The organism is Luteitalea sp. TBR-22, from assembly GCF_016865485.1.
Classification (GTDB): Bacteria; Acidobacteriota; Vicinamibacteria; order Vicinamibacterales; family Vicinamibacteraceae; genus Luteitalea.
In genome coordinates, this window is the sequence record NZ_AP024452.1 from 6435288 (window position 1) to 6447739 (window position 12452).

Below are 12452 nucleotides of genomic sequence, written 5' to 3' on the forward strand. Positions count from 1 at the left end.
CCCGCGAGTTGTGTCAAAATACTGACGCTTCATGACCGCCGCGGCTCGTCCACTCCTGCTCGTCGATGACGAAGGCGCCTTCCGACGCGGAGTTGCCGAGTACCTGTCGGGCTCGGGATTCGCCGTCACCGAAGCCTCGACCGTGGCCGAGGCCCTCGAACAACTCGAGGGTTTTGCGTTCGACGTGGTCCTCACCGACCTCCGCCTGCCCGACGGCGAAGGCACCGCGGTCCTCCAGGCGGCCCGCGCGCGCTACCCGGACATCGTCGTGCTGGTGGTGACCGGGCACGGCTCGATTCGCGCCGCCGTCGAGGCCATCCGGCAGGGGGCGGCGGATTTCGTCACCAAGCCGTTCCAGCTGGCAGAGCTGGACCTCGCCCTCGGGCGGGCGCTGGAGCGCCAGCGATTGCGCGAGGAGAACACCTACCTGCGCGAGCAGCTGCGCGAGCGATACCGACTGGACCAGCTGGTGGGTCGAAGCGCGGCGATGCAGGAGGTGTTCAAGGTCGTCGAGACGGTGGCGCCGACGACCAGCACGATCCTGATCCTCGGCGAGACGGGCACGGGCAAGGAGCTCGTGGCGCGGGCGATCCACCAGCTCAGTCCGCGGGCCGGCGAGAAGTTCGTGGCGCTCAACTGCAGCGCCATCCCGGAGTCGCTGCTCGAAGCGGAGTTGTTCGGCCACACCAAGGGCGCGTTCACGGGCGCGGTGGCAGCCCGGCCCGGCCGCTTCGAGGTGGCCCATCGCGGCACGCTGTTCCTCGACGAGATCGGCACGATGCCGATGCCGTTGCAGGCCAAGCTGCTGCGGGCCCTGCAGCAGCGGGAGGTCGAGCGGATCGGCGAGGCGCGGCCGATCAAGATCGACGTGCGGGTGCTGGCGGCCACCAACGCCGACCTCGAGGCGATGGTCAAGGCGGGCACCTTCCGCGAGGACCTGTTCTATCGGCTGAACGTGATCCCGGTGCAGTTGCCGCCCTTGCGCGATCGGCGAGACGACGTGCCGCTGCTGGTGCGCGACATGCTGCAACGGCTCGGCGCGCAGGCCGTGCCGCCGCGCACCGACGTGACGTTCTCGCAAGAGGCGATGCGGCGGCTGATGGCGCACGACTGGCCGGGCAACATCCGACAGCTCGAGAACACGGTGGAGCGGGCGCTGGCGTTGAGCCCGGGACGCTCGCAGATCGACGTCAGCGTGCTGCCGCCCGACGTGCGCGGCGACAAGCCCGGCGAGCGTGGCGTGGCCATCGCCCTTCCGGAACAGGGCATGGACCTCGAGCGCGAGCTGGCGCTCGTCGAGCGGGTGTACATCACGCAGGCGCTGGCGCGCACCGAGCAGAACCGCAGTCGCGCGGCCGACCTGCTCGGCGTCAAACGCACGACGCTCGTCGAGAAGATCAAGCGACTCGAGCGGATGGGACTCGGGGACGGACTGCTCTGACGCGGGTCATTCGAAACTGGAACTGTGAAATTCTGGGGCGTCGGCGCCTTCGGCGCGACGCCTCGACACGCCTCGACACTCGCAAGGACGCAACTCATGGCGCGCGGCGCATTCTGGACCATCATCGTCGACGATCAGCCGACCGCCTTCCGCGCCCCGGTGCGGGAGGACCTGCTGCCGACCCTCAAGCAACTGCAGCGGCAGCATCCCAACGCCGTGATCAAGTGGTTCCAGCGCGGACGCCTGTGGGAGACGCCCGGCGACGCCATGGACGCCAGCAAGCCGCCGCGGCGCGGCGCCACCTGGCGACCCGGCGGCGAGCACAAGGATCCGCGTGACGCCTACAAGGTGCCCCGCGACGTGAAGCGCGCGCGGTGGGCGTCGCAGGCGGCCGACGGGCGCGGGCCGTGGGTCAAGGGGAAGGACCGGGCACCGGGCAGCGGGTTCCGGGCACCGGAGGGGAACGCCGAACGGGGCGAACGCCCGGCGTGGAAGCCGAAGGGCGACCGGCCCAGCGGCGATCGGCCGTTCAAGCCGCGGGGTGACAAGCCCACGGGGGATCGGCCGGCGTGGAAGCCGAAGACCGATCGACCTGCATTCCAGCCTCGCTCGGATCGGCCCGATGGCGAACGCGGCGAGCGACCGGCCTGGAAGCCCAAGGGCGACCGTCCGAGCGGCGATCGGCCCTTCAAGCCGCGGGGCGACAAGCCCACGGGGGATCGGCCGGCGTGGAAGCCGAAGACCGATCGACCTGCATTCCAGCCTCGCTCGGATCGGCCCGATGGCGAACGCGGCGAGCGACCGGCCTGGAAGCCCAAGGCGGATCGCGCCGATGGTCCGCCGAAGCCGAGAGGCGAAGGCGGCTGGAAGCCAAAGTCGGACCGACCCGCAGGCGATCGGCCATTCAAGCCACGTGAGGACAGGGCTGAATGGAAGCCCAAGGGCGATCGCCCCGCGTTCAAGCCACGCGCGGATCGGCCGGACGGCGACAGGCCGTCGTTCAAGCCGCGGGCCGAGCGCCCTCAGGGCGATGGCGGCGGGTTCAAGCCGAAGGGCGACCCCTTCGACTCCGCTCAGGGCAAGCGGCCGGCCTGGAAGCCGAGCGGTCCGGGGATACGCCGTGGTGCGCCGAGCGACGCGCCCCGCGGCGATTGGCGCGACCGCGCGACGCGCGGCGATGCGACGCCGCGCTCGGGTGGCGACGCGCCGAAGCCAGCGGCCAAGCGTGGCAAGACGTGGCGGGTCGGCGAATTGCCGCCGGCCGACCGCAAGAAGAAGCGGGAAGACTGACGCCCTGATCTACCCAGACTTCTGGGCCCTTCTCGTGACGAGATAAGGACATGAAGCGCATCTCTGTTCAGGACCTCAAGGCGCAGCTCTCTGGTGCCATCGCCGCGGCCGAGGCCGGCGAGACGTGGCTGGTGACCCGGCACAATCGTGCCGTGGCTCAGCTCGGACCGGCGGTCTCGCCTCACGTGCACGTCGGCGCGCGCCAGGCAGCGTTCACGCTCACGCCGGCCGTGACCCGGGGGACGAACGGGCGCTACCTCGCCGTGCTGCTCGACGATCGGTGCGAGCGGTGAGCCCTCGGCCGCGCCAGTCCTCCCCGCGCCGCCTGTACGTCGATACCTCGGCCTATCTGTGTGTGCTGTTGGGCGAAGATGGGTGGGAGCGTTTGTCCGAGTGCACCGATGGTGCCGAGTTGTGCTCGAGTGTCCTGTTGGTGCTCGAGGCAAGACGCAACCTCGTCAGGCTTGCGCGAGAAGGGGCACTCGACGCCGGGCAGTACGACGCCTGCATGAGGCGCGTGGCGTCCGACAGCGAACGATTCTCGGTGCGTGACCTGACGCTCGACCTGTGTGCCTCGTCACTCGTGCCGGCCGTCGCGACCCCCCGCTCGCTGAACCTGGCGCACCTCCGTAGCGCCCTCTGGTTTCACACCGAGTCCCGGCTCGAGGGATTCGTCACGCTCGATGCCGCGCAAGGCCACGCGGCACGCGAACTCGGGCTTGCTGTCCTGCCCTCTGGTGACCCGTCTTGATCGTGCACGTGGTGCTGTTTCGCCCACGGCCCGACGTCAGCGACGCCGAGCGCGAAGGCCTGCTCGAATCGATGCGCGTGGCGGCGCGGGAGGTGCCGAGCGTGCGCGGCTTCCGCATCGGGGCGCACCTCGACCCGCCGCCGACCTACGTGCTCGGCGGCTTCCCCAGCTTCCCGTGGATCGCGCTGCTGGAGTTCGACGACACCGCCGGCCTGCAGGCGTACCTCACCCACCCGCTGCACCGCGACCTTGGCACGCGCTTCAACGCCACCGCGGAAGCCGCGTTGATCTACGACTACGAGATCGCGGAGGCGATGAAGTAGGAGAGCCGCGGATCGGGGACCGGGGATCGCGGATCGGAGTCGTCGGGAGTCCAGCCGCTGAGGCTCTGCAAGCCGGTCGCCCAGCCACGCCGCCCGCGACGCGCTCAGCACGGGAACGGCAGTCGGCGGCCGGCGATCGGCAGCAGGAGTTGCGTAGGAAGTTGATCGATCCGGACCAACGGCGCGGGCGGAGACCGCGCCCTACCGCTCTACGCGAAGAAGAACTGCGCGATGAGGTCGCGCACCTCGCCGATCGACTCGGCGCGGTTGACGCTGGCGCGGAACTCGGCGCCCCCTTCGTACCCCTTCGAGTACCAGCCGTTGAGCGCGCGGATCTTGTTCACCACCCAGCGTTCCCGCCCGCGCTTGGGGGCGCGGAGCGCCGCGGCGCGCGCGTCGGCCGGCGAGAGGTCCTCCTCGAGCGTGCCCGGCGCGGTGTGCCGGAAGCCCTCGGCCTCGTCGATGCGCTCGTTGAGCAGCAACTGGATGTAGTCGAGGAGGAACTGGCCGCGATCGCGCATGGTGACGACGCGCGGCGCGCGACCGGCGGCGATGTCGGCCGCCTGCGCGAGGATCCACGGATTGCGCAGCACGCCGCGCCCGACGAGCACGCCTTCGGGCCCGCTGCGCAAGCGATCGATGACGTGTTCGGGCTCGACGCAGTCGCCGCTGCCGAACACCGGAATCGACACCTGCTCTGCGACGTGCGCGATCAAGGACCAGTCCGAGCTTCCCGTGTAGGCCTGCTTCGCGGTGCGGCCATGCACGGTGACGGCGGCCGCGCCGGCGTCTTCCACCATCTTCGCGAGCGTCGGCGCGTTGATCTCGGCCTCGGTCCAGCCGGCGCGCATCTTGACGGTGACCGGAATCTTCACGGCGCGAGCCATCGCCTCGACGATCGACGCGGCGTGACGCGGATCGCGCATCAGCGAGCACCCGGCGTTGTGCTTGGAGATCTTCGGCACCGGGCAGCCCATGTTGATGTCGACGATGTCGGCGCCCATGCCCTCGACGACGCGGGCGGCGTCGGCCATCTTCGCGGGATCACCCCCGAAGATCTGGATGGAGACGGGACGTTCTTCCTCGGTGTACTCGGCGAACTCGAGGGTGCGGTCGATGCCGCGGACCAGGCCCTCGGAGCTCACCATCTCGGTGACCACGAGGCCGCAGCCGCCCTGTCGCTTGATCAGCCGACGGAATGCCGTGTCGGTCATCCCGGCCATCGGCGCGACGCCCGCGGGCGCGTCGAGCGTGATCGTGCCGATCTTCGGCGTGGCGACCGGTGATGGCGTGCCCTCAGCGGAGCGCCTGCCGACCTGAAGGTCGACAGCCACGTCGACTGGCCGCGACGTGTCGACGGCGCTCACTGGTTGGTGCCGGGCTTGGGAGCGGCGCCGGCCTCGCCCGCCTTGGCGGCCTCGGCAATCGCCTTCTCCGCTTCCTTGACGCCGACCTCGAACGCCTGCTTCAGCGACGCGCTCTTCCACTCGATGATCGCCTGCGACCGCAGCCGATCGAGGTACTTGAGCACCTCGCCAGCGCGACGCTGGTTGAAGACCTTGTCGGCGATCTGGTCGCGCGCTTCCTCGAAGGTGGCCTGCTTCTTCGGGATGCGCGCATCGAGCTTGAGCAGGCGGTAGCCATTGCCGGCGTCGAGTGGCTCGGTGACCTGCCCGACCTTCATCGTCGAGAGGACCTTCTGGATGTCGGGATTGAGTTCGTCGGCGCTGAGCGGCCCGATCAGGCCGCCGTTGGCCTTCGACGCGGCGTCGGAGACCTCACCGGCAACGGCCGCGAAGTCCTCCTTGGCGACGCGCTGGCGAATCTGCACGACCTTCTCGCGGGCCGCGTCCATGGCGGCCTTGGCGGCGGCAGGACCCTCGGCAGGCGCGGTCTGCGCGGCGCGCACGAAGATCTCGCGCAACGTCACCGACTCGTTGGTGAGGAACTCCTCCTTGTGCAGGTCGTAATACGCGCGCGATTCCTCTTCAGAGATGCTGATCCGCGAGTAGACGTCCTGCTGCTGCACGCGGTTGATCAGCATCTGCTTCTCGAACGCCTTGCGCAGCCCCGGGATCGTCAGGCCTTCCTGCTTCAGCGCGGCCTGGAACTTCTCCTCGGTGTCGAGCTTGTTCTCCTTGCGGATGTTGGCAAGGATGCCGTTGAACTGCTCGTCGCTCATCTTGAGCCCGAGCTCCTTGCCGCGCTGCACGAGCAGCATCTCGTCGATGGCGTTGACGATGACGCGCGGCGTCACCTCGTCGAGCATCTTGCGGAGCGCCTGATCGTTCTGCAGGTCGGCGGCCGAGACGTTCGGGTTGTTGGCGCGCAGTGCGGCGACCTGCAGTTGCTCGATGTCGGTCTTTGTGAGGATCTCGCCGTTGATCTTGACGAGCACCTGCTCGATCACCTCGGCCCGCAGGCCGGCCATCGAGAGTCCCACTGCCAGGCCGAGGGCCACGAACGTCCGCAAGTTCATTCGCATCATCGCTTTACCTATGGTACCCCCCCAAGAGGCTCAGGGCTCAGGGCGCAGGGCTCAAAAACAAGGCTCATGGCTCAGGAGCGCGGGCTCGAGGGGCAGGCTCAAGGAGTTTTGACGATCGCGCCAGCGCGACGGGCGGATGCTAGATGCGGGAAGTCGACACGTCGAGAGCACAACATCTTGTGCGATGAGCGTCGACATGAATGTCGACGCCCACGAAAACGCCGTTGGTACGCGGCCGTCGGCCAACGGCGCGGTGAGACACCGCGCCCTACCTGAGGTCGTCGCTCAGTTCCTTCATCACGCCGACGATGCGGGCGAACAGGCCGTCGGGAGCCCGCGGGTCCTCAGGCATCGGCTTGAGGACCTCCGCCTTGGTGAAGCCGGGGGCCACCTCGCCGGCCGTCGCGCGCACGGTCCACCACGACGGGCCGCGGCCCTTCGCGACGGGGCCGTGGGTGGTTCCGCCTCCGCCAAGGCTACGGCGGACAAGCGGGCCTCCGGGTCGGCCGGGTATCGGGGCAGCAGGCGGCCCGGTCGGCTTGCCCTGAGCGGAGTCGAAGGGAGACGCGGCCCTACCCAGGCTCGGTGCGATCTCGGGCGGGGCGAGATCGAGCTTGAGGTGGCCCGGCGGCACCACGCGCAGGTCGACGCGGCGATTGACGACGGCCATCACTCGCTGTGGCTCGACGCGCGCGCCGTCGCGGAACTTGAAGACGATCGTCTTGCCCTCGCGCTCGATGGCATCGAGCTTGAGGTGATCGGCCATCACCCGGATGCGTGCGTGGTCGGCGAGGCTGAGCACCGATTCCGGTACCGGACCATACCGATCGCGCACGTCGTCGAGCACCTTGTCGATGTCGGCGTCGGTGCGCGCCTGCGCCACCTGGCGGTAGATGCCGAGGCGCTGGTTGGTGTCGGGGATGTAGCCCTCGTCGATGCGGAACTCGACGCCGAGGTTGACGGTGGCGCGGCGGTCGTCCTCGAGATCCTCGCCCTTCAGCTCGCGGATCGTCTCCTCGAGCAGCTTGGTGTACATCTCGAAGCCGATGGCCTCGATGTGGCCGCTCTGCTCGCCGCCGAGCAGGTTGCCGGCGCCGCGGATCTCGAGGTCGAGGGCGGCGATGCGGAAGCCGCTGCCGAGCGCGCTGAACTCCTTGATCGCTGCGAGGCGCTTGCGCGCGACCTCCGACAGCGAGTCGACGGGTGGGATGAGCAGGTAGGCGTACGCGCGCCGATCGGACCGGCCGACCCGCCCGCGCAGCTGATAGAGCTGCCCGAGGCCGTAGCGGTCGGCGCGGTTGATGATCATCGTGTTGGCGTTCGGGATGTCGAGCCCGTTCTCGATGATCGTCGTCGCCAGCAGGATGTCGTAGCGGCGCTCGATGAAGTCGACCATGACCTTCTCGAGCGCCTCCTCCCCCATCTGGCCGTGCCCGATGCCGATTCGCGCGTCGGGCGCGACGCGCTGCAGCAGGCCGGCCATCGAGTGAATCGACTCGACGCGGTTGTGCACGAAGTAGACCTGCCCGCCGCGCTCGAGCTCCTTGGCGATTGCCGCGCCGATGATCTGCGGATCGAAGGGCAGCACCGCCGTCTGCACGGCCTGGCGATCGTGCGGCGCGGTCTCGATGACCGACATGTCGCGGATGCCGACCAGCGACATGTTCAGCGTCCGCGGGATCGGCGTCGCGCTCATCGTCAGCACGTCCACCTTCTTGCGCATCTGCTTGATGCGCTCCTTGTGCGTCACGCCAAAGCGCTGCTCCTCATCGACGATGAGCAACCCGAGATCGCGGAACTCGACATCCTTGGCCAGCAGCCGGTGCGTCCCGACGAGGATGTCCAGCTTGCCTTCGCGCAGGTTCTTCAACGACTCGGCCTGCTCCGCCTTCGTCCTGAACCGGCTGACCATGTCGATGCGCACCGGGAACGCGGCAAAGCGGGTGCGCAGCGTCTTGAGGTGCTGCAGCGCCAGCACGGTGGTCGGCGCGAGCACGGCCACCTGCTTGCCGTCCATGACCGCCTTGAAGGCAGCGCGCATCGCGACCTCGGTCTTGCCGAAGCCGACGTCGCCACACAGCAGCCGGTCCATCGGCGTCGGCGACTCCATGTCGCGCTTGATGTCGATGACGGCGTTGGCCTGGTCGGGCGTGAGCTCGTACGGGAACGCGAGCTCGAACTCCTCCTGCCAGTGCGTGTCTGGCGGGAACGCGTGCCCGTGCACGGCCTTGCGCGCGGCGTAGAGCTTGAGCAGCTCGTCGGCCATGTCGCGCATCGCCTTCTTGACGCGCGCCTTGGCCTTCTCCCACGTGGCGCCGCCGAGCCGATCGAGCGTCGGCCGGCCGCTGCCCGAGAACTTCTGCACGAGGTCGAGCCGGTCCACCGGGACGAACAACTTGTCGTCGCCGGCGTAGCGCAGCTCCATGAACTCGCGCGTCTCGTGCCCGACGTTGATCTGCTTCAGGCCGACGAACACGCCGATGCCGTTGTCGACGTGGACGACGAGATCGCCGACCTTCAGGTCGCGGAAGTCGGAGAGGAACGCCTTGGCCGCCGACGCGCGGCGCTGCGTGCCGACGCGCTCCTCGTCGAAGATGTCGGTCTCGGCAAACAGGCGCAGCTTCGCGGCCGGCAGGCGGAAGCCCTGTGAAAGCTGGCCGGTGGTGACCAGCAACGCGCTGCCCGAGGTGACCTCGGCGCGGCTGATGTCCACGGCGACGACGCCGTAGTCGCGCAGGATCTCGATGACGCGCTCGGCGCGACCCGCCGTTTCGGCGACCAGCACCGCCGTCTCGCCGATCTCGCGCCCCTTGCGCAGCTCCGCCACCCAATCGGGCACGCGGCCGTGGAAGGTCGGCGCGGGCTGGCAGGAGACGTAGCGTTCGGAGTGGGCAGACGCAGACGACGGGGTGGGGACGTCCGGCATCGCGTCGTCGCCGATCACCGGGTCGGCGGCGAACGTCTCGAGCTTTGAGGCCGACGGCAGCATCGACATGACGTCGGGCCACGGCAGCATGAGGCGACCGGGCGGCAGCGGACGCTCGTCGCGCGCCAGCGCGTCCTGGTAGCTGTCGAGGAGCGCCGTGAACTTCCGGTCCCCCGCCTCGCGCACCTTGTCGAACTCCGAGACGAACAGCCGCAGCCGGGGCGTGCGGCCGAGGTACGTGAAGAACGTCGCGGGGCGGTCGGCTTCGCGGGCCTCCAGGGTGTCGGCAATCTCACGCACCGGCGCGATGGTGACGCGGTCGAGGGCGGCCACCGACCGCTGCGTCGCCGGATCGAACTGCCGGATCGACTCGATCGTGTCGCCGATGAACTCGAGGCGCACCGGCAGGCGGTCCCCCGCCGGGAAGATGTCGACGACGTTGCCGCGGACGGAGAACTCGCCGTGCTGGTCGACGGGGTCCTCGCGGGTGAACCCGGCCTTGACGAGGACGTCGGCCAGGTCCATCAGGTCGATCTCGTCGCCCTGCTTCAGTTCCAGCGAGGCCGCGACGAGGGTCGCCGGGTCCGGAAGGCGCGGCAGCAGCGCGGCAGCCGAGGCGACGACAACGCGGGCCTGCCCGGTAGCGAGGGCATGGAACGCCCTCGCGCGCGCCGAGGCGACGTCGAAATGCGGCAGCAGCCCGCGGTAGGGGTCGACTTCCAGGGACGGGAGCGGCAGCACGCCGCGGTCGAGCGCGTTGCCGCTCAGCCCTTCCAGGCTGCCCAGGAAGAAGCGAGCGTCGGCGATGAACGGCTCGATGTCGCGGTCGGCGGGCACGATGACGACGGCCGGCGTGGTCTGCGCGGCGGCCGCAACGGCGAAGGCCTTGCCGGCGGGGGTCAGCCCGGACAGGCGGGTCGCCGGCGCCGCCAGGCCGGTGGCGGCGGCCGCGTCCTTCAGCAGGTGGCGAAGCGAGAGCGAGGAGGCAGAGGTTCCGGACATCGGGCGGACGAAAGACTTTTCAGAATATCAGGTAGGGCGGGGTGTCCCCACCCCGCCGCTGTCCGGCTCACGGCGCGGTCGGAGACCGCGCCCTACCCGTGTCTGACGTACCATGCCGCCGTGCAGGAACAGGTCTCACAGCTGGCCCTTGTTTTGACGACGCGCAGTGGCCCCGGGGTGTTGCACGAGGTCAGCGGGGTCATCGCCGCCCACCTCGGCGACATCACCACCTTCACCATCGTCGAGCACGGGCAGGATCAGACGCGGCTGTTGCTCGAGGTGGCGGTGCCCGACGGTGCCGCCCTGCTGGCGGCGCTCGAGGCGGCCAACGCGGTGATGTCGGTCGAGCGCGTGGCCACCTTCCAGCACGTGTTCGGCAAGCGCGTGATCATCATGGGCGGCGGGGCGCAGGTGGGCCAGGTGGCGATCGGGGCCATTGCGGAAGCCGACCGCCACAACATCCGCGGCGAGAAGATCTCGGTCGACACCATTCCGCTCGTCGGCGAGCAGCCGCTGGCCGAGGCAGTGCGCGCCGTATCGCGGCTGCCGCGGGCCCGTGTGCTGGTGCTCGCGGGGTCGCTGATGGGCGGCGAGATCGAGAAGGCAGTGCGCGAGGTGCGGGCCCAGGGCCTCACGGTGATCAGCCTGAACATGGCCGGCAGCGTGCCCGACGCGAGCGACCTGGTGGTGACCGACCCGGTGCAAGCCGGGGTGATGGCGGTGATGGCGATCGCGGACACGGCGCGGTTCACGATCGACAGGCTGAGCAAGCGGGTGTTTTGAGGAAGGCTCGGGAGTCGGGGCTCAGGGCTCAGGGCTCAGGGCAAGGTAGGGCGGGGTGTCCCACCCCGCCGTAACAGGAACGGCGCGGTCGGAGACCGCGCCCTACCCAGTGTTTGGAGTGTTTCGTGAATCGACGTGAGTGGTTGCAGAGGACCGGCGCGGTGGTGGGCGCCGCGGTGTCGACGGGTGGGGCGAGCGCAGGGGCCTGGTCGTCGGCTGACGATCACGACCTGTACGAGACGCAGGAGGCAGCGGCCAGGCCGGATGCCTCCCTGAAGCTGGTGGACTACCAGCCGAAGAGCATGCTGCACGTGCCGGTGACCACGGTCGAGAAGGCCGCGTTCCCGGTGATCGACATGCACACGCACCTGGCGGTGCGGGCCAATGCGCAGGCCAACGGGCGGCAGTCGCGCCGCGCGGTGCCGACGGCCGACCTGCTGAAGGTCATGGACGCGCGCAACATCCGCACGATGGTGAACCTCACGGGCAGCTATGGCGAGCGCCTCGTGAACAACATCGCCGGCCTCGACAAGGCGCACCCGGGTCGCTTCCTCACGTTCACCGAACCGGGCTGGACGGAGGCGCAGCGGCCCGACTACGGCAAGTGGCAGGCCGACGAGCTCGCGAAGTCGAAGGCGGCCGGCGCGATGGGCATCAAGGTGCTCAAGACGCTCGGGCTGTTCCTGCGCGACAAGGACGCGAGCGGCAAGGACGGCGCGCTCGTGAAGGTGGACGACCCGCGCTTCGATCCACTGTGGGAGCAGGCCGGCGCCCTCGGGCTGCCGGTGGCGATTCACGTCGGCGATCCGGAGGCCTTCTTCCTGCCGACCGACAAGTACAACGAGCGGTACGAGGAACTGGCCAACCACCCGGACTGGTCGTTCCACGGAAAGGACTTCCCGTCCTTCAAGGCGGTGCTCGAGGCTCGCGATCGCGTGTTCGCGCGGCACCCGAAGACGACGTTCGTGGCGCTGCACGTCGGGCACTGGGCCGAGAACCTGCCCGCCGTCGGCGAGATGCTCGACCGCTTCCCCAACGTGCACATCGAGATCGGCGCACGCATCGGCGAACTCGGGCGGCAGCCGCGGCAGTCGCGCAAGTTCTTCGACAAGTACCAGGACCGCATCATGTTCGGCACCGACGCGGTGCCCAACGGCACCGAGACGCCGCAGCAGATCTTCGGCCTCGACCTGTACCAGATCTATTACCGGTTCCTGCAGACCGAGGACGAGTACTTCGACTACGCGCCGGCGCCGGTGCCACCGCAGGGCCGCTGGCAGATCTACGGCCTCGGCCTGCCGGAGCCGATCCTCAAGAAGGTCTACCAGGCCAACGCGCTGCGCGTGCTGCCATCGCACCCGGCGCCGTAGGCACGCCGCCGATCGGACCAACGGCGCGGTCGCTCGCCCTGAGCGAAGTCGAAGGGGAGACCGCGCCCTACCTCTGCG

General features: G+C 69.4%; 10 protein-coding genes. 7 read left to right on the forward strand and 3 right to left on the reverse strand.

All coding sequences use genetic code 11. The features are described 5' to 3' along the window. Nucleotides 1-31 precede the first annotated feature (31 nt). The 5 genes from TBR22_RS26535 (at nt 32) to TBR22_RS26555 (ending at nt 3805) form a co-directional block, all read left to right on the forward strand. Entirely contained in the window at nt 32-1441 is a 1410-nt protein-coding gene (locus TBR22_RS26535; protein WP_239490863.1) for a sigma-54 dependent transcriptional regulator, read from the forward strand. A gap of 96 nt (nt 1442-1537) precedes the next feature. Beyond that, entirely contained in the window at nt 1538-2731 is a 1194-nt protein-coding gene (locus TBR22_RS26540) for a hypothetical protein (RefSeq protein WP_239490864.1), read from the forward strand. A 50-nt stretch (nt 2732-2781) separates the two neighbouring features. Then, the gene (locus TBR22_RS26545) at nt 2782-3024 is read left to right on the forward strand and encodes a hypothetical protein (RefSeq protein ID WP_239490865.1); all 243 of its coding nucleotides are present in this window, start codon (nt 2782-2784) and stop codon (nt 3022-3024) included. 215 nt (nt 3025-3239) lie between these two features. Then, nucleotides 3240-3482, forward strand: a complete 243-nt coding sequence (locus tag TBR22_RS26550; RefSeq protein ID WP_239490866.1) for a hypothetical protein — start codon at nt 3240-3242, stop codon at nt 3480-3482. Between the two features lie 8 nt (nt 3483-3490). Beyond that, the gene (locus TBR22_RS26555; protein ID WP_239490867.1) at nt 3491-3805 is read left to right on the forward strand and encodes a Dabb family protein; all 315 of its coding nucleotides are present in this window, start codon (nt 3491-3493) and stop codon (nt 3803-3805) included. 209 nt (nt 3806-4014) lie between these two features. Here TBR22_RS26555 and dusB read toward each other — a convergent pair whose 3' ends face one another. The 3 genes from dusB to mfd all read right to left on the reverse strand — a co-directional run bounded on the left by dusB (nt 4015) and on the right by mfd (nt 10221). After that, nucleotides 4015-5139: a tRNA dihydrouridine synthase DusB gene (gene dusB, locus TBR22_RS26560; RefSeq protein WP_239490868.1), complete on the reverse strand. Its 1125-nt coding sequence runs from the start codon at nt 5137-5139 to the stop codon at nt 4015-4017. A gap of 29 nt (nt 5140-5168) precedes the next feature. After that, nucleotides 5169-6293 (reverse strand): peptidyl-prolyl cis-trans isomerase, encoded by a 1125-nt coding sequence (locus TBR22_RS26565; protein ID WP_239490869.1) that lies wholly within the window; start codon nt 6291-6293, stop codon nt 5169-5171. Between the two features lie 268 nt (nt 6294-6561). Further along, nucleotides 6562-10221, reverse strand: coding sequence for a transcription-repair coupling factor (gene mfd / locus TBR22_RS26570; protein WP_239490870.1), 3660 nt, complete (start codon nt 10219-10221; stop codon nt 6562-6564). A 120-nt stretch (nt 10222-10341) separates the two neighbouring features. Between mfd and TBR22_RS26575 the strand changes: the two genes are divergently transcribed. After that, nucleotides 10342-11004 (forward strand): DUF5612 domain-containing protein, encoded by a 663-nt coding sequence (locus TBR22_RS26575; protein ID WP_239490871.1) that lies wholly within the window; start codon nt 10342-10344, stop codon nt 11002-11004. A gap of 125 nt (nt 11005-11129) precedes the next feature. Beyond that, entirely contained in the window at nt 11130-12374 is a 1245-nt protein-coding gene (locus TBR22_RS26580) for an amidohydrolase family protein (protein WP_239490872.1), read from the forward strand. Nucleotides 12375-12452: the final 78 nt, after the last annotated feature.

Excerpts from the sequence above, each read along its gene's own strand:
- TBR22_RS26535 (WP_239490863.1), top strand. The coding sequence starts at position 32 with ATGACCGCCGCGGCTCGTCCACTCCTGCTCGTCGATGACGAAGGCGCC.
- TBR22_RS26540 (WP_239490864.1), top strand. The coding sequence starts at position 1,538 with ATGGCGCGCGGCGCATTCTGGACCATCATCGTCGACGATCAGCCGACC.
- TBR22_RS26545 (WP_239490865.1), top strand. The coding sequence starts at position 2,782 with ATGAAGCGCATCTCTGTTCAGGACCTCAAGGCGCAGCTCTCTGGTGCC.
- TBR22_RS26550 (WP_239490866.1), top strand. The coding sequence starts at position 3,240 with ATGAGGCGCGTGGCGTCCGACAGCGAACGATTCTCGGTGCGTGACCTG.
- TBR22_RS26565 (WP_239490869.1), bottom strand. The coding sequence starts at position 6,293 with ATGATGCGAATGAACTTGCGGACGTTCGTGGCCCTCGGCCTGGCAGTG.
- mfd (WP_239490870.1), bottom strand. The coding sequence starts at position 10,221 with ATGTCCGGAACCTCTGCCTCCTCGCTCTCGCTTCGCCACCTGCTGAAG.